General features: G+C 41.1%; 21 protein-coding genes. 6 read left to right on the plus strand and 15 right to left on the minus strand.

Features of this window, described 5'->3' with window-relative positions:
• Positions 1-500: 500 nt before the first annotated feature.
• The 6 genes from K322_RS0107530 (at position 501) to K322_RS0107555 (ending at position 8541) form a co-directional block, all read left to right on the plus strand.
• The gene (locus K322_RS0107530; protein ID WP_026626337.1) at positions 501-1559 is read left to right on the plus strand and encodes an NAD(P)-dependent alcohol dehydrogenase; all 1059 of its coding nucleotides are present in this window, start codon (positions 501-503) and stop codon (positions 1557-1559) included.
• Between the two features lie 183 nt (positions 1560-1742).
• Positions 1743-4550: a TonB-dependent receptor gene (locus K322_RS0107535; protein WP_026626338.1), complete on the plus strand. Its 2808-nt coding sequence runs from the start codon at positions 1743-1745 to the stop codon at positions 4548-4550.
• 21 nt (positions 4551-4571) lie between these two features.
• The gene (locus K322_RS0107540) at positions 4572-5510 is read left to right on the plus strand and encodes a metallophosphoesterase (RefSeq protein ID WP_026626339.1); all 939 of its coding nucleotides are present in this window, start codon (positions 4572-4574) and stop codon (positions 5508-5510) included.
• Positions 5511-5672: 162 nt separating this feature from the next.
• Complete coding sequence (locus K322_RS0107545) at positions 5673-6584, plus strand: Ppx/GppA phosphatase family protein (protein WP_026626340.1); 912 nt, start codon at positions 5673-5675, stop codon at positions 6582-6584.
• Between the two features lie 74 nt (positions 6585-6658).
• On the plus strand, positions 6659-7459 hold the full coding sequence (locus tag K322_RS0107550; RefSeq protein ID WP_026626341.1) for a UDP-2,3-diacylglucosamine diphosphatase: 801 nt from the start codon (positions 6659-6661) through the stop codon (positions 7457-7459).
• On the plus strand, positions 7456-8541 hold the full coding sequence (locus K322_RS0107555; protein ID WP_026626342.1) for a glycosyltransferase family protein: 1086 nt from the start codon (positions 7456-7458) through the stop codon (positions 8539-8541). The genes K322_RS0107550 and K322_RS0107555 overlap by 4 nt, the downstream gene beginning before the upstream one ends.
• A 6-nt stretch (positions 8542-8547) precedes the next feature.
• Here the strand turns inward: K322_RS0107555 and hemL are convergent, their stop codons facing one another.
• The 15 genes from hemL to thiS form a co-directional block, all read right to left on the minus strand.
• Entirely contained in the window at positions 8548-9819 is a 1272-nt protein-coding gene (gene hemL / locus K322_RS0107560) for a glutamate-1-semialdehyde 2,1-aminomutase (RefSeq protein ID WP_026626343.1), read from the minus strand.
• Positions 9816-10715 carry a glutamyl-tRNA reductase gene (gene hemA / locus K322_RS18885; protein WP_051290698.1) on the minus strand — a complete coding sequence of 300 codons (900 nt, stop codon included), beginning with the start codon at positions 10713-10715 and terminating at the stop codon, positions 9816-9818. The genes hemL and hemA overlap by 4 nt, the downstream gene beginning before the upstream one ends.
• 60 nt (positions 10716-10775) lie before the next feature.
• Positions 10776-11246: a precorrin-2 dehydrogenase/sirohydrochlorin ferrochelatase family protein gene (locus K322_RS0107570; RefSeq protein ID WP_026626344.1), complete on the minus strand. Its 471-nt coding sequence runs from the start codon at positions 11244-11246 to the stop codon at positions 10776-10778.
• A 20-nt stretch (positions 11247-11266) separates the two neighbouring features.
• Entirely contained in the window at positions 11267-11971 is a 705-nt protein-coding gene (locus K322_RS0107575; RefSeq protein ID WP_026626345.1) for a phosphoadenylyl-sulfate reductase, read from the minus strand.
• A 12-nt stretch (positions 11972-11983) separates the two neighbouring features.
• The gene (locus K322_RS18890; RefSeq protein ID WP_035331666.1) at positions 11984-13273 is read right to left on the minus strand and encodes a sulfate adenylyltransferase subunit 1; all 1290 of its coding nucleotides are present in this window, start codon (positions 13271-13273) and stop codon (positions 11984-11986) included.
• 58 nt (positions 13274-13331) lie between these two features.
• Entirely contained in the window at positions 13332-14234 is a 903-nt protein-coding gene (gene cysD, locus K322_RS0107585) for a sulfate adenylyltransferase subunit CysD (protein WP_026626346.1), read from the minus strand.
• Positions 14231-15208, minus strand: coding sequence for a porphobilinogen synthase (hemB, locus tag K322_RS0107590; RefSeq protein ID WP_026626347.1), 978 nt, complete (start codon positions 15206-15208; stop codon positions 14231-14233). Before hemB ends, cysD begins: the two co-directional genes overlap by 4 nt.
• Positions 15205-17187 (minus strand): uroporphyrinogen-III C-methyltransferase, encoded by a 1983-nt coding sequence (cobA, locus tag K322_RS20585; RefSeq protein ID WP_084158534.1) that lies wholly within the window; start codon positions 17185-17187, stop codon positions 15205-15207. Before cobA ends, hemB begins: the two co-directional genes overlap by 4 nt.
• On the minus strand, positions 17184-18032 hold the full coding sequence (locus K322_RS0107600; protein ID WP_026626348.1) for a PstA family ABC transporter permease: 849 nt from the start codon (positions 18030-18032) through the stop codon (positions 17184-17186). Before K322_RS0107600 ends, cobA begins: the two co-directional genes overlap by 4 nt.
• Positions 18029-18937, minus strand: coding sequence for a phosphate ABC transporter permease subunit PstC (gene pstC / locus K322_RS0107605; protein WP_026626349.1), 909 nt, complete (start codon positions 18935-18937; stop codon positions 18029-18031). The genes K322_RS0107600 and pstC overlap by 4 nt, the downstream gene beginning before the upstream one ends.
• A 29-nt stretch (positions 18938-18966) precedes the next feature.
• Positions 18967-19923, minus strand: a complete 957-nt coding sequence (locus tag K322_RS0107610) for a PstS family phosphate ABC transporter substrate-binding protein (RefSeq protein WP_035331668.1) — start codon at positions 19921-19923, stop codon at positions 18967-18969.
• Positions 19924-20157: 234 nt separating this feature from the next.
• Complete coding sequence (locus K322_RS0107615) at positions 20158-21402, minus strand: alginate export family protein (RefSeq protein WP_026626351.1); 1245 nt, start codon at positions 21400-21402, stop codon at positions 20158-20160.
• Positions 21403-21491: 89 nt separating this feature from the next.
• Positions 21492-21887 (minus strand): M67 family metallopeptidase, encoded by a 396-nt coding sequence (locus tag K322_RS0107620; RefSeq protein ID WP_026626352.1) that lies wholly within the window; start codon positions 21885-21887, stop codon positions 21492-21494.
• Between the two features lie 24 nt (positions 21888-21911).
• On the minus strand, positions 21912-22718 hold the full coding sequence (locus tag K322_RS0107625; RefSeq protein ID WP_026626353.1) for a HesA/MoeB/ThiF family protein: 807 nt from the start codon (positions 22716-22718) through the stop codon (positions 21912-21914).
• A complete protein-coding gene (gene thiS, locus K322_RS0107630; protein ID WP_026626354.1) occupies positions 22718-22927 on the minus strand; it encodes a sulfur carrier protein ThiS in 210 nt (69 codons plus the stop codon). Before thiS ends, K322_RS0107625 begins: the two co-directional genes overlap by 1 nt.
• Between the last annotated feature and the right edge of the window lie 21 nt (positions 22928-22948).

The raw sequence follows: 22948 nt of genomic DNA on the forward strand, positions 1-22948 counted from the left end.
AAACTAAATGCTGTTTGAGCCTGAAAGGCGAGTTTTATTTAGTTTCGCCCGTGAACGTTGTCAGATAGGCAGAGCCTCGCAGCGCCAAAGACCTTTTGGTTCCTTTTGGGGCTTTAGCCAAAAGGAACACAAGCAATCTATGATTGCGCGTAGTTAAATAGCATAATGTAAAAGAACGGTTTTATCAATCTAACTACTGATTGACATTAGTCAGTAGTGTTTATAAAAATCAGTAATAATGGTAGATAATTCTGTAATTTGTATATAGTATAAGCATCTGATTCTTTATAAGTTTGTATTATGAGCAAGAATACTTCACGAGAATCTGAAAGAGGATATAAAGGCATGATTCTTAAATTACTATAAAATAATGACTGATATAAGAGTTCTCTTGTTTATATAAGTGGCAGAAAGTATTTAATGATATATTTTTAAGTTATGACACTTAACTAAAGCGAAAAATAGGTCTTCGACCTTATATATAACTCAACATAGCATTTATGGAAACAAAAAACACAAAAGCATTCGGAACGGAAGCATCCGAAGCTCCATTGAAGGAGATGAATATACAAAGGCGTACAGTAACTCCAAAAGATATTGAGATAGAGATCCTTTATTGCGGAGTTTGCCACTCAGACCTTCATACAGCCCGTAACGACTGGGGCGGAACAGTATATCCTGCGGTTCCCGGACACGAGATTGTCGGACGCGTTACTAATATCGGAAAAGACGTCACTAAATTGAAAGTAGGGGATCTGGCAGCAGTCGGATGTCTGGTCGATTCGTGTTGTGAATGCGACAGTTGTAAGCATGATCTGGAGCAATATTGCCTGAATGGCTTTACCGGAACATACAATTCACCCGATAAACATTTGGGAGGAGTGACATATGGTGGTTATTCGGAGAGGGTAGTTGTTGATGAACACTTTGTTCTGAAAGTACCTGCAAATCTGAATTTGCCGGCAGTAGCTCCGTTACTTTGCGCCGGAATTACAACATGGTCTCCCCTCAGACACTGGAATGTAGGAAAAGGTAGTAAAGTGGCTGTAGTTGGTTTAGGCGGGCTTGGGCATATGGCGATAAAACTTGCTAAAGGTCTGGGAGCAGAAGTAACCTTGTTCTCAAGAACTCCTTCCAAAACTCAGGATGCCTTGGATTTGGGAGCAGACCATGTGGTTATATCTACCGATGCTGGGCAAATGGAGTCTGTACATGGCAGTTTTGACCTCATTGTGGATACTGTGCCTTATGTGCATGACGTGAACCCATATGTTGCAACATTGAATATTAACGGAACACTCGTGCTGGTAGGTTATCTGGGACCGCTAGACCCGATGTTGAATACTGTGCCTATGATTATGGGGCGTAAAACAGTTGCAGGCTCGGTGATCGGAGGCATTGCCGAAACTCAGGAATTGTTGGATTTCTGTGGTAAACACAACATTGTTTCGGAGATCGAAATGATCAATATGCAGGACATCAATACTGCATACGAAAGAATGCTGAAGAGTGATGTGAAGTATCGGTTTGTAATAGATATGGCTTCTTTGAAAGCTTAAAAGAATATATCCTTTTCGGAACGGTATAAATACAAAGGGTCTGATTAAATCAAATTTAATCAGACCCTTTTTTATTGTCTTCTTTGTAAATATTGAAATTATGTAATCGGATCTTAACAGAAACGAAAGGTTAACAAAATATAAATAGATGTCTTTTGCGCTAGAATTAATTTATTACATCTTATGCAAAAGAAGACATTTCTATTATTGGCGATATTAATCTGTTGGGGTAGCCTTTTTGCCCAAAGCGGAGGGATTATATCGGGAATTGTTAAGGATCAGAACTCGGTTTCGCTGCCCGGTGCGACTTTAACTCTCGATAAATACAACCGATATACGATATCCGATCAGAATGGATACTTTGAGTTTTTAAATGTTCCGGCAGGAACTTATCAGGTTGAAGTCTCTTATATAGGTTTTCAGAAAACCGGAGTAACCGTAAATGTCGGTTCGGGAAATAATACCGTACAAAACATAATCCTGCAGGAAGGAGCTGTTCAGGGTAAAGAAGTGGTAGTAATGGGTGAAATGCTCCGTGGACAGGCTAAAGCCCTGAACCAGCAGAAGACCAATTCGAATATATCCAATGTAATATCTTCCGATCAGGTCGGGCGTTTTCCTGATGCAAATATCGGAGATGCCCTCAAACGGGTTCCCGGGATAACCATGCAGACCGATCAGGGTGAAGCCCGTAATATTATCATCCGCGGACTAGCTCCCGAACTTAATTCAGTTACACTAAACGGTAACCGTATTCCATCGGCGGAAGGTGATAACCGTAATGTTCAAATGGACTTGATCCCGTCGGAAATGATATCGAATATCGAAGTCAGTAAAACCCTAACCCCCGATATGGATGCAGATGCCATTGGAGGTTCTGTTGATCTGGTAACCCGTGCTACACCTAATAAGCAACGTATTTCGGCTACGATATCGGGAGGTTATGTTCCTATTCGTGAGAAAGCCATGTATTCTGGGTCTTTTGTATATGGCAACCGCTTCTTCGAAAATAAATTAGGGGTTGTTGTAAGCGGGTCTTTGCAGAACAAAGATTATGGCTCGGACAATATAGAAGCTGTATGGAAAGAAGGAAAGAAAGACAATGTATATGTTTCTCAATTTGATATCCGCAAATACGATGTGCAGAGAGTACGCAGGAGTATATCTTCGGCATTGGATTATAAAATAAACAGCAATAACAGTTTGGCGGCGGATATTATATATAACTGGAGAGCGGATCGTGAAAACAGATACAGAACCAGATATAAGATCAAAGAAGCTGATAACGAATCGGGGTACACAAGTGATGTAAGAAGAGAAACCAAGGGTGGAATAGATAATGATAAGAATAAAAACCGCAGGCTTGAAGATCAGCGGGTGCAGAATTATTCATTGAGAGGACAGCATCTTCTTTCGAATAAATTTGATCTGGACTGGAATCTGAGCTATTCGAAAGCCAGCGAAGATCGCCCGAATGAGCGTTATATTATGTTTGAACAAAAATCGGTTGAGACCTCTCAGGATTTAACAGATCAGAGACATCCGTCTATTCTGACAAAAGGAGAGAGCACGGATAAAATGAAATTTAAAGAATTGACTGAAAATCATAATTATACCGATGAAGAAGAATATTCGGTAAAGGTGAATGCACGTATGCCGTTTTCGGTTGTAGAGGATCAGAAAGGCCGCCTTCGTTTCGGTCTGAGAGGACGTTTCAAAAATAAAGACAGAGATAATATATTTTATGAATACGAGCCTGTTACAGCGATTGGCGTTTTATCTTCGGTTCCGACAAAATATTGGAAAGGAGATGGGTTTAATCCCGGTTCGAAATATGTTCCCGGAACATTTGCTTCTGCTTCTTATTTAGGAGGGCTTAATTTGAAAGATGCTTCGCAGTTCGAAGAATCACCTGTCCCTTTAGAGTATCTGGCAATAAATTATCATGCAAAAGAGCAAATCGTAGGAGGTTACCTGCGTTGGGATCAAAACATTACAAATGATTTTCTGGTTATAGTAGGGGTAAGGGCAGAGAATACCCATATTGATTATACCGGTAATAAGATGCTGGAGGCTGATGATGAGATTACAGCCGAAAAAGTAAGCCGTACCAATTCGTACTTTAATTTATTCCCGAGTTTGACAGTCAAATACAATGCCGCAGAAAATCTGGTGTTGAGGGGGGCATATACAACATCTATCGCCCGTCCCAATTATTACAGTCTTGTGCCATATACTAATATCTCGCAGAGTAATGAAGAAATATCCATCGGTAATCCGGATTTAAAGGCTACTTATGCTCATAACTTCGATTTGAGTGGCGAGTATTATTTCAAATCGGTTGGGCTTATCTCGGCGGGAGTATTCTATAAGAACCTGAAAAATTTCATTTATAAATACACGAACATCAGTTATACAGCCGATAATTTTGCTGCTGATTTTCCGGATATCCCTAGTCCTATACCTGCAGACAAAGATTGGGTATACAGCGAATACCGGAATGGTAAAGGTGTAGATGTATTCGGTTTGGAACTGGCTGTGCAACGCAAGCTCGACTTCCTGCCCGGCGCATTTCTGAAAAATTTTGCAGTGTATCTTAACTATACATATACATGGTCGCAAACCAAGGGGATCTGGGATAGTGAAGGTAACGAACGTAAGGATATCAGCCTTCCGGGAACTGCTCCTCATATGTTCAACGCTTCGTTGTCGTGGGAGAATAAGAAATTTTCGGCACGGGCTTCATTGAATTTTACATCTGACTATATTGATGCTCTCGGCGGATCGGCATTCGAGGATAGTTATTATGATAAGCAACTGTTTCTGGATGTGAATGCCTCGTATAAGATAACACCTCAATTCAGAATATTTGCAGAAGCGAATAATCTGACTAACCAACCTCTTAGATATTATCAGGGCGAAAAGAACCGTGTAATGCAGTTAGAGTACTACAAGCCCGTGTTTAATATGGGACTTAAATATGATTTCTAATAAATATTCAGATATATGAAAATAAGCAAAGTTATAGGTCTTGTATTTCTGTGTTTTCTGACATTCGGATTAAATGCGCAGAACAAAATCTCGGAAAAGAAAGAGCTTGAAGATAGTTTTAACTTCATTATTGCTACCGACTTGGGGCGTAATGGTAGATACGATCAAAAACCGATTGCCGAACTGATGGGTGAAACTGCTAAAGCCGTTGATGCCGAGTTCATCATATCATCGGGAGATACACACCATTACATTGGCGTTGAAAGTTTATCCGATCCCCTTTGGATGACCAATTTCGAATTGATATACTCTCATCCCGAGTTACAGCTGGAGTGGTATCCTCTGTTGGGTAATCATGAGTACAGAGGAAATACTCAGGCGGTAATAGATTACAGTAAAATAAGCCGTCGCTGGTGTATGCCCGACAGATATTACACTCAGGTTTATCAGTTGAAGAATGGAGAGTCATTGCGGATAGTTTATATCGACACTCCTCCGTTAATCGACAAATATCGTAATGAAAGCGACAAATACCCCGATGCCGTAAAGCAGGATATGGATAAGCAGCTGGCTTGGCTTGATGCAACATTAAAGGCATCAACCGAAAAATGGAAAGTAGTGGTAGGGCATCATCCTATTTATGCCGAAACTCCTAAAGATGACAGCGAACGGGCTGATATGCAAAAGAGAGTGGGTCCTATTTTGAAAAAATACAATGTAGATATGTATATCTGCGGTCACTTGCATACATTTCAGCACCTGAAAATGAAAGACAGCAAAATCGATTATGTCGTAAATTCGTCAGGATCGCTCAGCCGCAGCCCCAAAGCGATAGAGGGCACGGTATTCTGCAGCGGCGAAACAGGATTTTCGGTTTTCTCTGCAACAGATAAGGAGATTGTTTTATATATGGTCAACAACAAGGGTGAAATTATACATGAAGTAAAGAGATCCCGTTGATAAACGTTGGAAAAGAATAGCAGGGTCATCGATTTCCTATATGAGAATTTATGACCCTGCTTATTGTTTTGTACCTGATTCTTTAAATGTAATCATATCGTAATTGCTTTGAAACATAAATCGGTGAAATTTGAAGCCATATATAATACAAACATAATAAGTATGAAAAATAAAAGACTGGCTGCGATAGATATAGGTTCTAATTCGGTACGATTGTTAATTACAGATGTGATTGATTACAAGGGAAGTCCTTTTTTTAAGAAGGATATTTTTATACGTATCCCCCTTAAGTTGGGTGAAGATACATTTACCAACGGTTATATCAGTGAACTGAAAGCCGAGAAACTGGCGACTTTACTCATGTCGTTCAGAGGAATCATTGAAATAAATGATGTCGATTGCTGGAGAGTATGCGCTACTTCGGCGATACGTGAAGCCAATAATATGAAAGAAGTGGTAGATCTCGTTTATTTGAAAACAGGGATCGCTATTGAAGTAATTAATACAGTTGAGGAAGCCCGATTTATACTGATAAACAGCATCGAACAGAATATGGATGACGATAGAGCCTATCTGTTTACAGATGTGGGAGGCGGCTCTACCGACTTGATCCTGTTTTATCAGAAAAAAGAAATTGCAGCAGCATCGTTTCGCATAGGTACATTACGTACTCCCGAGTTTATAGACGGTAAAGAGCAAGGCGAATGGCTGGAAATGAAAAACTGGATACTTCAGCATTGCCGCGAATTTCCGAAAGTGTCACTAGTGGGGTCGGGTGGAAATATAAATAAAATAGATTCCCTCCTCAGGCGCTGCGGACGTATCAAACGGGAAGAGCTGGTCTCTTTTGCACGGGTTCTCAGAGGAATGTCTATCGAAGAACGTATCGTTAAATACAATATGAATACCAACCGGGCAAACGTTATACTTCCCGCAATTCATATCTATCTGAAAATAATGAAAATGGCTCGGGCTTTGTCTGTCGAAACACCTATAATAGGGGTGTCAGATGGTATTATTAAAGATCTATATATCCGGCAATTCGGAAAAGAGAAAATAGTTGCTCAGTCTTAATAAGTTCTTCATCGTTTATACATCATTTTGTCGCAATGTTTTTATTATTTTGATAACACCAAAATTTATACATTGTGACAAACGTAAAACACCACAAAACTATTGTTCTTTCAGATATTCATCTGGGATCCAGATGGTCGAAAGCAAAAGAAGTTACTAGATTTTTAAAAGAAAATACTTGTGACAACCTCATTCTCTGCGGAGATATTATTGATGGATGGAACTTGGCTCGCGGAAAGAGCAAAAAGTGGAAAAGAAAGCATACCAAATTTATAAAACTACTGCTTACGATTCAGCACAAAACAAAAATCACTTACTTGAGAGGAAATCACGATGATTTTCTGGATGCTGTAGTGCCTATGGCTTTTCAGAATATAAAAATCGTAAAAGACCTTGTCTACGAAAGCGGAGGCAAGCGTTTTTATATCCTTCACGGAGATGTTTTCGATACGGTTACGAGCCGTTTCAGCTGGCTGTCTAAGATAGGAGATGTCGGATATACCCTGCTGCTTTGGCTCAACAGGAGATATAACGACCGCAGGGCGAAGAAGGGGCTGCCGTATTATTCTTTATCAAAAGAGATAAAAAATAAAGTGAAAACATCGGTTTCCTACATCAGTGATTATGAACAGCATATAGTAGAAATAGCACGTGCCAGAAAATGCGACGGGGTTATATGCGGTCATATTCATCACCCGGAGATGCGTTATTACGACGAAATCCTGTATATGAATTCGGGAGACTGGGTAGAGTCTATGTCTGCACTGACCGAAGATTATAACGGAAACTGGGATTTGGTTTATTATGAGCAGGAAGAAACTGTAAAGAACCGTACCGAGAGCCTGAATCCTCAATTAATTCCTTTGAGCGTATGAAATATCTTTTTATAGTACAAGGCGATGGTCGAGGACATATGACTCAGGCTATAGCCTTATCCGAAATGTTGAGACGCAATGGGCACGAAGTAGTGGAAGTCCTTGTTGGAAAGAGTAAAACACGCTCTATCCCTGACTTTTTTTATAAACGGATAGGGGCTCACTGTCGGGTATACGATACTCCGTCTTTTATCTTCAGAAAAAACCAGAAAGAAATACATCCTCTGAAAACGCTGGTGTATAATATCCATCCCAAAAGGTTGAGAAGATATAAAAAGAGTATCGAAAAAATTAATCTCAGAATTAAAAAGACAATGCCCGATGTAGTGGTTAATTTTTACGAAATATTAGCCGGATTGTCTCACCTCCGATTTAGTATTGATGTGCCGTTTATTAATATAGGACATCAGTATTTGATAAAACACCCCGATTATCCACATGCCAAAGGCGATGGGCAGGGGCTCATGCTTTTCCGTCTGCACACACTGCTTTCGGGTATAGGGGCAACTAAAACTCTGGCTCTTTCTTTCTATCCGCTGAAAGACTATGTGCCGGACAGAATAGCTGTAGTTCCTCCTTTGTTGAGAAAAGAAGTCTTGTCTCTGACTCCGTCCGACGGAGATTATATTTTGGGTTATATCTTGAATCAGGGATATGAAAATGAGGTTAAAGAGTGGCACAAAGACCATCCCGATACGGAGTTGAATTTCTTTTGGGATAAAAAAGATGCCGACCCTGAAACCGTCATCAGAAAAGGTCTGGTAATGCATCAGCTTGATGATGAAAAATTTCTCCAATATATGGCCGGGTGTAAAGGGTATATTACTACAGCCGGATTCGAGTCTGTATGCGAAGCTATGTATTTGAATAAACCGGTGATGATGATACCCGTACATGTCGAACAGGAGGTCAACGCTGCCGATGCCCAATCTACAGGAAGAGGTATCACCGGAACAAGTTTTAATGTAACCGAACTGCTTTCTTATATCGACCGTCGTAAAGGTGCGGATAATACCGAATTTCGCGAATGGGTGGATAGGGGTGAAGAATTATTCCTTAGGCATCTGACTACACTCGTATAATTGTACTTACCCCGAAAATTTACGGGTAAGATCAATGAATCTTTCTAAATGGAGATCGCTGTGAGCTGATGATATAAAGTTAGATTCGAACTGAGATGGAGATATATAAATATTTGCCGCAAGCATATACCTGAAAAAACGGGCAAAACGCTCCGTGTTACACTTTTTCACATCAGTGAATGATTGTACTTCGCTGTCAGAGAAAAACAGCGTAAACATAGATCCTATGAAGTTTATCTGTATGTCTTTTGACAGGGTTTCAGCTTGTAATGCAGACAGGAAAGCTTCTGATTTTTCTTCCAGATCCTTATAAAAACCGCTGTCTTCGAGAATCTCTATTGCATTTATACCGGCAGTCATAGCAATCGGATTTCCCGATAGTGTTCCCGCCTGATAAACCGGTCCGCACGGAGCAAGCATGTTCATAATTTCCTCTCTGCCGCCAAATGCCGCCGCCGGAAAACCTCCACCTACAATTTTTCCTAAAGTAGTCAGATCGGGAGTGATCCCAAAGCGTTTTTGTGCTCCTCCGATCGACAGCCTGAATCCGGTGATCACTTCATCAAAAATAAGTAAAGACCGATATTGTAATGTGATTTCTCTCAGAAATTTCAGAAAATTGTCTTTAGGTATCACTACACCCATATTAGCAGGAACAGGCTCTACAATAATGGCGGCAATGTCATACCCTTTCTCGGAGAATAGCTTTCGTAAGCTTTCTGTATCATTAAAAGGAAGACTGATTGTGTATCGTGTAAAGCTATCGGGTACTCCTGCTGAAGAAGATCCTCCCAGACTGGCGACTCCCGAGCCTGCCGACACCAGCAAATGATCGGCATGACCGTGATAACACCCGTCGAATTTGATAATAATATTACGCTTTGTAAATCCCCGTGCAAGCCGTATTGCACTCATTACAGCTTCAGTTCCCGAGTTTACAAACCTGACTTTCTCCATGGAAGGGACATGCTTATTGACCAACCGGGCTAAAACTGTTTCCTGAATGCTTGGTATACCATAGCTTGTTCCGTTGGCAATGGATTTGTAAACCGCATCTTGTACTTTCGGATGGGTATGTCCTTGTATAAATACTCCCCACGACAGGCAATAGTCGGTAAATGTATTGTTATCTATATCGGTAAGTGTTACCCCTTCGGCTTTTTTAATGAAAAGAGGTGACTCTCCGATACTCTTCAATGCCCTGACAGGACTGTTTACTCCTCCCGGGATATATTTAATAGCTTGTTCGTAAGCCTTTATTGATTCTTGTCTGTTCATATTACCGTAGTTTGGTGAAGAACGGCTTGCCGCTGCCATTCTTTCAGATTTTCGATTTCTTGGTTTATGATTATTTCCGCTTGTTTCACTTCCTTTTCGCGTAAGCGGATATTCGATTGAACGGTTTGCTCTATATCATCGAGGTTAAGGAGTTCTATTCCGGCTCTGCCTTTCAGCGAAGGGTCTACATCCCTCGGAAATGCCAGATCAAATATGATCAATGATTTAGACTCCTCTATGTCTTCCGTATTGATTATAAGATGAGGGGCTGATGTCGCGCAGATCAGTACATCGGTTTGTTGGAGCAATGATTTCTTTTCACCGAAAGGGATAACTTCCGAGCCATATTTTTGAGCTATATCAATTGCTTTGTTGTAATTGCGGTTCGACAAAAACAGATGCTTTGCACCTTGCGATTTCAGGTATTTGAATATATCTTCCGTCAGTTTATTAACTCCGATAATACTTACTGTTTTCTTGTTTAAATCGATATGGCGGTCTTTCAGTATTTGTATTGTTGCAAGACTATGAGACATGGCTCCTTCCGAAATATGCGTTTCGGTTCTGACCCGTTTCCCTGTATGTATGGCTGTCTGGAAGAGCTTATGCAGGTGAGACGACAGTTTGTATTCGCCGCAGGCTGTCTGGTATGCGTTCTTTAACTGTCCTTGTATTGCCCTTTCGCCGATGAGTCCCGATTCGAGACCCGATGCTACCCTGAATAAATGTCGGGCAGTGTTTTCCGATATTTCCTTATCACCCCAATATACTTCTGTGCGGTTGCAGGTATGCAGGTATACATGCGGGATTTTTGCATCTATATGCATCAGTCTGCTGAGGTTTTCTCTTTCGGATACCGTATAATCGTGGTGATTTATAGTTTGAAAATTTATCATTTATTTCAATTCATAATTGCATTAAAAAGATCCGTTCAAAAATAAGCCCGGATCATTTTCTTACCTGATTTTGATGCTTCCGTCTTCAACCAGCTCCTGTACCCTGTTTCGGATTCCGATAGACTGGTGTACATTTTGAGCATTGGATGCTATGGCAATTGTAACATTTCCGTTTTTATATATGGCAGGAGAGGTGAAATCGCATTCAATCGGGTCATCACATACACTAGCCAGAATGCTCCGTTCTTCACATTCTTTTTTTATAGTATGGTTCAGCTCCTTATTTTCGGTACATATATACACCAAAAAAGCACCTTCCAGATCCTCTGTAGAATATCTTTTCTGAACAAGAGTAAAAGGCAGATTATTGAATCCTTTGTGAAATTCGGGAGCGATAATAGTCGCTTTATCTGTAAATCGGTATAATATAGATGCTTTATGATAGCCTACATTACCACCTCCTATCAGTAATATTTTTTTTCCTGTTATATTGATGGATATAGGAAGAAATAAGAGATCTTCTCTGTTCATATTTTTCTTTTTTTTTGATCTTATCTGCGGTGCAATCCGCATTCCTTGTGTTCGGGATTCTCCCACCACCAGCGTCCGGCTCTGATATCTTCGCCCTCTGTTATCGCACGGGTACACGATTGGCATCCGATACTCGGAAAACCTTTATCGTGGAGCTTATTGTAGGGAATCTGATGTGTTTTGATATACGACCATACATCAGTCTCGCTCCAGTCTGCCAGCGGGTTTATCTTTATCAGTTGATTCGCTTCGTCCCATTCCACAGGCTGAATACCTGTTCGGGTGACAGACTGTTCGTGCCGCAATCCGCATATCCACACATCCAGCCCTGACAATGCCCTGAGCAATGGTTCTATCTTTTTTACCTTACAACATTCCTTTCGTTTATCCACACTTTCGTAGAAACTGTTTACCCCGTTCTTTTTGTAAAATAGTTCTACATTTTCGGCGTTCGGAAAGTATACATCCAATTTGATATTGTATTTGATGTTGGTCTTGTCGATAAGCGAATATGTCTCAGGAAACAAGCGTCCTGTATCTATGGTGAAGATACGTGCATCACGATCTATCTTTACAATGATGTCGGTCAGTACCTGATCTTCCAATCCGAGACTCGAAGCCAAAGCTATCCGTCCTTTATACTCATGTAAGAAGAAGGAGAGCAGTTCTTCCGGCGATGAGTCTTTGAAACGGATATTCAGCTGATCTATATATTCTGTATTCATATCAACTTCCTGTTAGATAGTAAATATCTCTTCTTCGATAGGAGCTACAATCATACCTGCTCCGACTGTTTCGAAGGTATTCTGATCTATTATCACAAGGCTGCCCGTAACTCGGTTATTAGCGTATAAGTCGTACTTCAAAGGTTTGGATGTCTTGATTGATATATAGCCTATATCGTTCATTGCGAGTTGATCAACCTCAGTTATATTTTCCAATGTGTTTATATTTACCTTATAGCTGATATCTTTTACAATACCAAGAACTTCGTCTGTTGTATGTCTGATAATGTAGCGTCCTCCGGTATATAACGGGCGGTGATTGAGCCAGCAGACCATCAGCGATACATTTGCATTGAGATTGGGTTGTTCGTCCGATTTTACAATCATGTCACCCCGGCTGATATCTACATTGTCGGCCAGGCGTATCGCTACCGATTGTGGAGAAAAGGCTTCCCCTAGAGATTTTTCAGCCTCATCTATTGCCGTAATAGTCGATTGTGTAAATGAAGGAAGAATAGTTACCTTATCTCCTGTTTTGAAACTTCCGGAGGCAATACGTCCGGCGTATGCCCTGTAATCGTGAAAATTATCGCTTTGCGGACGTATAACATACTGTACCGGCAGACGAGCCGGTAACTCGCTTTCGTCTGCACGCACAGGCAGAGTTTCGAGCAATTGGAGCAATGTACTGCCTTTGTACCACGGAGTATGCTGAGAACGGTCTACTACATTATCGCCGTCCCGTGCCGAGATGGGTATAAAGTGTATGTTCCTGAGTTGGAGCTTTTCGGCTATAATTTTGTATTCCGCTTGTATTTTATTGAATACTTCCTCCGAAAAATCGACCAGATCCATTTTGTTTACTGCAAGTATTACATTCGGTATTTGCAGGAGTGACGCCACGTATGAGTGGCGTTTGGTTTGTTCGATAATTCCGTTTCGAGCATCAACCAGGATGATGGCAGCATCTGCTGTAGATGCTCCGGTGACCATGTTACGGGTATATTCTATATGCCCGGGCGTATCGGCAATAATGAATTTGCGTTTAGGTGTTGCAAAATAGCGGTATGCCACATCTATGGTTATGCCCTGTTCGCGTTCGGCTCTTAATCCGTCGGTCAGCAATGCGAGGTTTACCTCTTCGTTTCCTAGACGTTCGCTTGCACTTTTCACGGCTTCGAGCTGATCTTCGAAAATAGATTTGCTGTCGTATAATAAACGCCCGATTAAAGTGCTTTTTCCGTCATCTACGCTTCCTGCTGTCGTGAAACGCAATAATTCCATATCTAAATATCCACTCATGATAGTTGTTTCTTTTTTTGATGAAAAATAAGGTCTTAGCTTTGGTGAGAACTGAGATTTAAAAATAGCCTGCTTTTTTACGGTCTTCCATAGCTGCTTCCGAACGTTTGTCGTCTGCTCTTCCTCCCCTTTCGGTAACACGGGATGAGGCTATTTCATTGATAATATCTTCCAGAGAATTGGCTTCCGAAACAGTTAAGCCCGTACATGTAATATCTCCGATTGTGCGGCAGCGAATCCTTTTTTTGATTATCTTCTCTTCTGGCTTCAGTTTCATAAACGGATAATGAGCCAGCCATACGCCGTCCCGTTCAAATACATCCCGTTCGTGGGTATAATATAGGTTGGGTAATTCGATGTTTTCCTGTAGAATGTATTGCCATATATCCATTTCTGTCCAGTTACTCAGGGGAAAAACACGGAAATGTTCGCCCAAATGTTTCTTCCCATTGAATATATTCCATAATTCGGGACGTTGATTTTTTGGATCCCATTGCCCGAACTCGTCACGGTGAGAGAAAAAACGTTCCTTGGCTCGGGCTTTTTCCTCGTCTCGTCGTGCGCCTCCAAGAGCCGCATCGAATTTGTATTTTTCGAGAGAATCCAGAAGCGTCACAGTTTGCAATTTGTTTCGGCTGGCATTGTATCCTTGTTCTTCCACCGCTTTTCCCGAGTCTATAGATGCTTGTACCGATCCAACAATGAGTTTTACACCTAACCGTTTAACCAGATCATCACGAAAAGTGATTGTTTCTTCAAAATTATGTCCTGTGTCGATGTGTAAGAACGGAAAAGGTATCGCAGACGGATAAAAAGCCTTGTAAGCCAGATGAGCCATTACGATAGAATCTTTTCCGCCCGAGAATAACAACACAGGCTTTTCGAATTGTGCAGCGACTTCCCGAAGTACATATATTGATTCTGATTCGAGTTCTTTCAGATGTGTAAGTTTATTTTTCATATTGAAGTGATTTGTTGTTGACGTACAAAATCTTTAGCATAATAAGTTATGATGTATTTCGCTCCTGCCCGTTTCATGGCAGTAAGACTTTCGAAGAATATCCGTGCCTCATCAAAGAAACCCTGAGCAGCTCCTGATTTCAGCATCGAATATTCACCTGATACCTGATATGTAACCAGTGGATAATCGGGAAACAGCACAGATGCTCTTTGTACAATATCGAGGTAGGCCATAGCAGGTTTTACCATTATCCAGTCCGCTCCTTCCTCGATATCGGCAGTCGTTTCTTCCAATCCTTGATTTGATGTGCGAAAATCCATTTGGTATGACTTACGGTCGCCGAAAGATGGAGTAGAACCTGCTGCGTCTCTGAACGGCCCGTAAAAAGCCGATGCGTATTTTGCAGAATAAGCGAGAATCTTAGTGTTTAAATTCTCTTCGCTCAATCGTCTTTTTATTGCTTCCACCTGCCCGTCCATCATCGAAGACGGCGCAACAAAATCGGCTCCGGCTATAGCGTGCTGATAAGCCATTTCGGCAAGTAAGGGCAGGGTAGAATCGTTGTCGACATCGTGATTGTGAAGAAGTCCGCAATGTCCGTGGGATGTATATTCGCATAAACAGACATCCGTGAATATAACCACTTGCGGATAATGATTTTTTATTGCTATTACCGCTCTGCTGATTATATTATCGGGAGTGTATGCGGGGCTTCCCGTTTCGTCCTTTTTATTATCGTCGATAACTCCGAACAAGAGTATCTTATTGATACCGAGAGATAACAGGTCTTCGATGTCAGTTAGAAGAAGATCAATTGAAAAATGGAAAACTCCTTTCATTGAGGATATTTCGTGTTTAATATTATCTCCTTCAACGATAAAATACGGATATATAAGGTCTTCGGCATGAATATGTACATCTGCATACCGGTCTCTGGTTTCGGGGGTGGTTCTATATTGTCTGAATCGTTTCATTTTATACTTTTACTGAGTGCTGATGCAGTTGTTTTTCCTTTTGTTATTATTTCTATATCGGATGGTATCTCTTTGTATATATCCATAAAAGCATCGACACCTGATGGTGATGAAAAGACGATTTTATCATAAACGGATAAATCCTGAACGGTTGTTTTTTCATTTTGTGTATTATAATATACGGGTATATCAAAGACCTGATTTCCCAGATCTGTTAATTCGTCTGATAAGTATTTCAACCCTTTATCGGAACGGGGCAGTAAGATATTTTTGTTGCTGATCGATTGGTCTTTAAAAAAGCGGATGATGCCTTCGGCTGATTCCGTAGTGGATTCAAAATCCGTAGTTATGCTAAAGCCTGCCAATACCGACGATGTCACTTTGCCGACTGACGCTATCTTGACATGATTAAGCGTGCGTATATCCTTATGCATTTCTTTGAATGTTTCGAAGAAATATTGTACACCATATCGGCTGGTAAAAATAATCCAGTCTGTATTTTTGATGTTTTCGATAGAGCTGATCAGAGCGGCATTATCTTTATTCTTCTCAATTTTGATAAGCGGAGTATGTGTGATTTCTCCGAGATGCGTATACTCGTCTGTCGAAGAGCCTGTTATCAATACTTTTGGGGTTGGTATATTGCTCTCGAAAGCAACCACTTTCCCTATCATAATAACTACAGGTGTCGGATACTTTATCTGTTCTTTGGCTAATCTTCCTAAAGTCGAATAAAATATTTTCTGGTCTGGAAGAGAAATATTGTGTACCAAAGCCACAGGAGTGTGCTCCGGTAAGCCTTTTTTGATTGCGGCAGTTGTTATAGCCGTATAATTATTTCCGCCCATATAATAAACCAAAGTGTCGGCATCTGGAACTTGCAGATTATCAATTGAATGTCCTGTGATAAAAGCAACTGAAGACGCAATGCCCCTATGTGTAAGAGGAATGTGTGTGTAAGCGGATAATGCTATTGCAGCGGAAATTCCCGGTATAACATGCACGGTTACATAACGGCTTTGAAGAAAATCTATCTCTTCCCGCCCGTGAGCAAAAATCATAGGGTCTCCTCCTTTGAGTCTTACTACCGATTTTCCACTGATTGCGGCTTCATATATTAATTCGTTGATTTCATCCTGATTATAACTATGATTGCCAAACCGTTTGCCGACATAAATTTTTATAGCCGGATATTTATTCAGAAAATCACGGTCGAGAAGGTCATCATGAAAAATCACATCGGCATCAGACAAAGCTTTGTCGCCTGCTATTGTCAATAAATCGGGATTCCCGGGACCAAAGCCTACCAGAGTTACCTGTCCGTACTTTTTTCTTATATCATGAGATTCGAATAATTCTTGAAGATCGATTCTTCCTGATTTTGCTGTCACGGCTAAGTTTCCTTGCAGCGGATGCGTTCTGAATGGTAATACTTCGGCTGTCCTGTTGGTTAAACCAAGTCGTTTCAGAGCGCATGAGGCAACTATTAACGCATCTATCTTACCCTCGTCTACCTGTTGTATTCGTTCTTCGATAGTGCCTCTGATGCTGATAACAGTTACATCGGGGCGTATTTTTCCAAGTTCGGCTTTACGGGTTGGGGAACTTGTTCCGACTTTCGATCTGGGAGGAAGTTGAGCCAGAGTCAGATTGCCTCGGCTCACCAAAGAATCTGTTTTGTCAAAAGCCTCGAATAATGCCAGTAATTTAATTCCTTGAGGCAGTGGATAAGGCAGGTCTTTGGCTGAATGTATTATAATATCCGCTTCGTCATTTAACAAAAGTGTATCCAGTTCACGGGTGAAAAAATCCGGAGCGATCTTGTTCATCAGTGATATCTGCTTATTTTTATCCCCGTAAGAATCCATTGTGATGAGTTCGTATACGACAGACGGAAAGTATGAAAGTACTTCTTTGATCTGAAGTATGGATAACGGACTTTTTCGTCCTCCTACTTTAATGTATTTACTGTCTCTCATTGTATTTTATTCTTTGAAAACCGGTTGGTGGCAAACCTGCCTGCTATACTCAATATCAGGACTATAATGGTTAAAAGCAATGCTGCTGCATATGCTCTTTCCCTGACTTCAGGAATGGGGCTGCTCAGTTGAAAAAATACCGATAAAGGAAGAGTTGCCGCCGGCTGGTTTAGTGATGTCGGTATATTGTCGGTAAAACCGGCTGTAAACATAACCCCTGCCGCATCACCGATAGCCCGCCCGATAGAGAGTAGCGTGGCGGTGACAATCCCCGGAGCGATCTGTCTTAATATTACTTTGCCTGTTTCGAGTTTTGTGGCTCCCAGTGAGTAACTGGCGTCAATGAGGTCTTTCGAAACGGAACGGGCGACTTCGTCCATCGACCGTATAAAGATGGGTATGATAAGCAATGTGATCACAATAATACCTCCTAGCAAAGATGTTTTCAGCCCGAAGAATATCATAATTGTAAAAGCAAAAGCTCCATAAACAATAGATGGTATACCGAATAATACATCGAAGGAGAGTCTGGTGAGGTAAGCCAGCTTAGAATCTTTCCGTAGATAGATGTTCAGATAGAATACAACAGGAATACTGATACCTAATCCCAGCAGTGTTGCCCCCGATACGATCAGAGCTGATCCGGTAATGGCATTGAGTATACCTCCTTCTTTACCAAGATAAAACCCTCCGCCGGGAAGCTCCGAAATCATTTCCCATGTGATAGACGGAATTCCGTTTTTGGCTATAGTCCACACAATACTTGCAAAAAAGCCGAAAACGATGAGCGTTGCGATGAACATCAGCAGATTAAATATCTTTTCTTCTATAAATTTAAATTTCATAGCTTGAATTTTTTCTCTACCTGTTGTAGTATTATTCGTGATACAGCATTAAAAATCAGTATGATGACAAACATGATCAAAGCGGCAAACATCAGAGCCGATTCGTATGTAGGGACCGATAGCATCTCTCCATAGTTATTGGCTATCAGAGCCGGTAAAGGATAGCAGCTGTCGAAAACCGAAGACGGAGTGTTCAGCATATTTCCACAGACCATCAGTACAGCCAGTGTCTCGCCAAATGCACGGGATATGGCTAGTACTACCGATGCTATAATGCCCGGCATAGCTTTACGGACAACCACCATGCGTGATGTCTGCCAGCGGGTTGCTCCTAAAGATGTCGATGCATCTTTGAAGTCTTTGGGCACGGTTGCAAATATTTCTATAAATAAACTGACCAGTAGCGGGATAATCATTACACTGAGCACTATCCCTCCCGCTAACACGGTATATCCGCTTGTGTAGTCGACAAAGTGAGGGCCTATAACATCGGCTATCCACGGAACTATAATAAGTGTCCCCCACAATCCGTAAACCACCGAGGGGATTCCCGCCAGAATATCGAGTACCGGAAAAATGATTTTTTTGATAAGGGGATGGGCGTTTTCAGTCAGAAACAGAGCGGTGAGCAATGATATAGGGAGGGCAATAGCAACAGCCAGAATTGTTACATACAGCGAGCTGATAATGAATGAATAAAAGCCGAATTTGCCAGAAACAGGCTGCCATTCAGATCCCGATATTAATCCCCATATGCTATTGTTTTCTAATATGGAGGAAGATTTCAGATACAAACCAACAGCCATGGTTATAAGAATAAGAAGTGAGACTATGGTTAATCCGAACATAGTCCCCTTTGCTATCTTGTTTTTTAATATTCGTTTCTTCAGTAAAAGTGTTGACATTTAGATGTAAGTAAGTGACCTGAGTTGTTTTATTTTAAATTTTCGTTTTCAGCTTTCAGTTTCTCTTGAGATAGACCGATATAACCAGTTTCTCCTGCATATTTCTGTCCTTCGGTAAGGATGTACTTTAAAAATTCAATCACTTCCGGTTTTGTCGGTTTACTTTTTGCCACGAGATATAAATCACGGGCCGGAGGAGAAGGGTATCTGCCGTCATTGATGGCAGCGATAAGGCTTTCGGTAGATCCGTAAAAATCTTCTTCGGGATCTATCTGTCCGTTTCCGTTTGTGTCGAGAGGAATAATTGATAAACCTTCGAAAGGCTTTTTCGTTTTCTGATCGTATGCGTATGCTATATTGTTGTACCCTATGCCAACTCTGTCTTTCTGTACGGCAGATGCTACACCGGGATCACCGAATACGGCTGTCGCTCTGAGGTTTTCTTGTTTTCTACCCAGCCATGCCGCAAAAGTTTCGGCTGCACCGCATGCGTCGGAGCGGGTAAATACATGTACAGGTATTTTGCTGTCGGTTCCGAGTATTCCTCCCCATGTCGTAATTTCATTGTTCCAGAGTCTTTGAGCCACCTCTTTCTTTAGCCCTATTCTTTTGATATTTGCCGATTCGGGGTTATTTGCATTTATAGTAGGTACTACAGCATCTTTGACAACAGCAATAGCGAAGGCTCCTTTGGCTTTCTCTTCAGGATAAATTTCACGGGATACCATTCCCAGATCTACCACTCCCGCCAAAGCATCGGTCATACCTTTTCCTGCACCACCTCCTGAAACATCAATGCGTACATTCGGATGCAGTTTTTTGAATTCATCCGCCCATTTTACAGCCATAGGATATAGGGCAAAAGCTCCCGATAGCTGTATTTCTCCGCTAAGACCATCTGCCGAGGCCGGTTCCTGCTTGCTTTTACCGGAGCATGAAAGAAGTAACACTGCTCCTGCCAATACTATAAAGTGAATTGTTTTCATAATTGTCGTGATTAAGATCTCAGTATTATGTTTTTAAGTTCTTCCCGATTTCAGGAAAAGAATGAGAACGTTTGTAAAAAATGTTATTTTATAGTAATGTATTCATCCCCTGAGGAATGTTATCAATTGCTTGTGACTTAGATTGAAACAAAGGTATTCGGATATATTATGCAGGTAAATACCATAAATGAGGTATATATCGCATAGATATATTCTATTTTAAGGTCGATTCTGTTATTTTGAAAAGAAAGTAGGTTTGAAAGCAATCATAATGTATGCCCATTGTGGAAATTTAGTATCAATATCAGTTTTCTTTTTGATGATCCTTGTTCCCTTTGTGACAAAATAACCCGACCATCCTCCCTGCAGGCTGAATTCTTTTGACAGATTGTAATTAGCGGTGATGTCTATCTCCGAACCGATGTTCTTTCCTACATTTTCACTGATGCTTTTACTTGTCGAGAATTTATGAAAGGTAAAATCAATGTCGAATTTAGGAGAGAAACGGGCGGAAATGCCACCATATAAATCGGTTAATCCTTGCGAGGGTATATTTCCCCAATATTCTATTGAGCCGTTGAAGGCATGATTGGTTCCATATAGTTTGTTGAATGTGTGGCTTTTTGATGATGTCGTTTTAGTATTTGATCCCGAAAACCAATCTCCTCCGGCATGTACAGTCCATATCTGTGATAACTGTTGTTCGAGTTTCAAGGCAAGTAAATAGGCATTGAGATCTTTCTGAGTGTTATCATGACCGAATTGATAATATGCCGAGAACAAAAAAGAGAAAGGAATTTGAGAGTTTTTCAGACCTATATTTGTGCCTATCGTATTTCTATAAACAGTACGGATTGTCGGGTCGTTCCCTTTCTCAAAGGATTCGTTTACGGCTATGGCTGATGCTGTAACTTTACCGATGGGATGGGTCAACCACAAGAATACAAGTGATTTGTATGTCTTCGTGTATGCTGATAGATATTGCGTACTGTCTCCTGCATTGTTCCAGGCTGTTCCTAAGTGAGCTTCGAGTTTACCCGAAGTATATTTTGCAAGTAAAAGATCATGTGCACCTGGGGTATTGCTCCAGTTGTTTGCCGAGAAAATCCGCTTGTCGTCATATTCGAGAGACTGTCTGCCCAGAGTAAAAGCGAATTGCGGATTGAATCTGTATTCTCCCCAGGCTTCGAGTACACCTAGTGAGTTTCCTGTATTTGAAGTGGAGGTACTTCCATAAGTACGGGTATCGAGCAGGGATATTTTAGCTCTGATGTTTTCTGCCGAATAGGCAAAGTTGAGCTTTGTCCGGAGATTGTTAACTGTTGACGAGCGCAATGTATCAGCTAAAGGCTCCCTGAATCCCTGACGGTATTCGGCTCTCGATCTTATCTCCGCATCTACTTTAATTGTTTGCGCATATGCTCCGAAACTCCATACAGACAGGGCATAAATAAGTAATAGTGTCGTTTCTTTTTTCATAGATGTTGTTTGATTAGGGATATAAAAAATCCCTGCTTTCCATATAGGAAAACAGGGTGGACTGTTCAAAAATATTAAGAATAATACTCCTATATAATCTTGATCTCAACCGGTTGTACCATACATTCTCTGATAGAGAAAGCCTTGATCACAGGATCAGCCTCTGCCAGAGATACAATAATGTAAGTAATATCGGGGTCGTATGCCAGACGGATATCTTCCTCCGAAGGGCGTGCCGCTGTAGCCGGATGGCTGTGATAATTTGCTATAATCTGCAGATTGTCTTTTCTCGCTTCTTTCAGAACAGCAAACTGCTCTTTCGGATCGAATGAAAAGTGTTCCGGGCTATGATCTGTATTTGTAAGGGCATATTGCTTTCTGACCGAATTGCCTTCTCCTGTCAAGAGTCCGCAGGCTTCATCGGGCAGTTCATTGTATGCCTGCTTGATTATAGCATCTATTATATGTTGTGGAATTTCTATCATTTGTCTAAGTAACTGTTTGTTGTCTTATCTCTTCTTAAGTTCGCAAGTTGCCTGTTCTGCTTCTACAAGTTCTGTTATGGAGGGTGTATCGCCGCAAACAGGACATTTATGATTCTTCTTTACTTTTATTGTCCTGAAGTTCATAGTCTTTGCATTGAATGATAATAGCCTGTCGGTAAGCAAGTCTCCTGTGTCAGTCAAAAACTTGAGTACTTCGGCCGCCTGAATGGTTCCCAGCATTCCGGCTATCGCACCCAATACTCCTGCCTGAGAACAAGTCGGTACTGCATTGGGCGGAGGAGGGCTGTGAAAAGCACATCTGTAACAGGCATGTCCCGGAATATGAGTTAATGTTTGTCCGTCGAAACGGAGTATCCCCCCATGTGAAAAAGGTTTTCCGGCAAGAACACAAGCATCGTTTATCAAAAACTTAACCGGAAAACTGTCTGTTCCGTCTACTATGAAATCATAATCTTTTATAATATCGAAAGCATTTTCTGCCGTAAAGAACTGATGATAGGTGATAACTTTTACATCCGGATTTATTTTCTCTATCTTTTCTTGAGCAGATATAACCTTTGGTTTTCCTACATCGGGTGTAAAATGAATGACCTGACGTTGAAGATTACTGAGATCTACTACATCCCCGTCTATAATACCAAGAGTGCCGACACCGGCAGCCGCCAGATACAGGAGTATGGGTGCACCTAAACCTCCGGCTCCGATGACCAGCACTTTTCCTTGGTTGATTTTTTCCTGACCTTCCACTCCTATGTCTTGCAAAAGGATGTGACGGCTGTACCGTTCTATCTGTTCGGAAGTAAAGTCCATTATTGACCTCCTCCCATAAAATAAAGGAAGTCTATTTCATCTCCTTCGTTGATGGATGTGGATTCGAACTGGTCACGTGCTATAAATTCGCCGTTGATCTGAATAGAGACCATATCGGGTTGTGCAACATTATTTAAAGCGATCAGTTCGATCAAAGTAAGAGGCAGGTTTATATCCTGAACTTCGTCATTTACTTTTATTGTGCTCATTGTTTTATATTATGGCTTATC

This window comes from Indolivaga capnocytophagoides DSM 22835 (assembly GCF_000426485.1).
Classification (GTDB): domain Bacteria; phylum Bacteroidota; class Bacteroidia; order Bacteroidales; family Dysgonomonadaceae; genus Dysgonomonas_A; species Dysgonomonas_A capnocytophagoides.

Coding starts and splice junctions, on each gene's coding strand:
- K322_RS0107625 (WP_026626353.1), bottom strand. CDS start 22,718: ATGGACTTTACTTCCGAACAGATAGAACGGTACAGCCGTCACATCCTT.
- hemB (WP_026626347.1), bottom strand. CDS start 15,208: ATGAAACGATTCAGACAATATAGAACCACCCCCGAAACCAGAGACCGG.
- thiS (WP_026626354.1), bottom strand. CDS start 22,927: ATGAGCACAATAAAAGTAAATGACGAAGTTCAGGATATAAACCTGCCT.
- K322_RS0107530 (WP_026626337.1), top strand. CDS start 501: ATGGAAACAAAAAACACAAAAGCATTCGGAACGGAAGCATCCGAAGCT.
- hemA (WP_051290698.1), bottom strand. CDS start 10,715: ATGATAAATTTTCAAACTATAAATCACCACGATTATACGGTATCCGAA.
- K322_RS0107555 (WP_026626342.1), top strand. CDS start 7,456: ATGAAATATCTTTTTATAGTACAAGGCGATGGTCGAGGACATATGACT.
- K322_RS0107535 (WP_026626338.1), top strand. CDS start 1,743: ATGCAAAAGAAGACATTTCTATTATTGGCGATATTAATCTGTTGGGGT.
- hemL (WP_026626343.1), bottom strand. CDS start 9,819: ATGAACAGACAAGAATCAATAAAGGCTTACGAACAAGCTATTAAATAT.
- cobA (WP_084158534.1), bottom strand. CDS start 17,187: ATGAGAGACAGTAAATACATTAAAGTAGGAGGACGAAAAAGTCCGTTA.
- K322_RS0107615 (WP_026626351.1), bottom strand. CDS start 21,402: ATGAAAAAAGAAACGACACTATTACTTATTTATGCCCTGTCTGTATGG.
- K322_RS0107570 (WP_026626344.1), bottom strand. CDS start 11,246: ATGAACAGAGAAGATCTCTTATTTCTTCCTATATCCATCAATATAACA.
- K322_RS0107545 (WP_026626340.1), top strand. CDS start 5,673: ATGAAAAATAAAAGACTGGCTGCGATAGATATAGGTTCTAATTCGGTA.
- K322_RS0107575 (WP_026626345.1), bottom strand. CDS start 11,971: ATGAATACAGAATATATAGATCAGCTGAATATCCGTTTCAAAGACTCA.
- K322_RS18890 (WP_035331666.1), bottom strand. CDS start 13,273: ATGAGTGGATATTTAGATATGGAATTATTGCGTTTCACGACAGCAGGA.
- cysD (WP_026626346.1), bottom strand. CDS start 14,234: ATGAAAAATAAACTTACACATCTGAAAGAACTCGAATCAGAATCAATA.
- K322_RS0107600 (WP_026626348.1), bottom strand. CDS start 18,032: ATGAAATTTAAATTTATAGAAGAAAAGATATTTAATCTGCTGATGTTC.
- pstC (WP_026626349.1), bottom strand. CDS start 18,937: ATGTCAACACTTTTACTGAAGAAACGAATATTAAAAAACAAGATAGCA.
- K322_RS0107610 (WP_035331668.1), bottom strand. CDS start 19,923: ATGAAAACAATTCACTTTATAGTATTGGCAGGAGCAGTGTTACTTCTT.
- K322_RS0107620 (WP_026626352.1), bottom strand. CDS start 21,887: ATGATAGAAATTCCACAACATATAATAGATGCTATAATCAAGCAGGCA.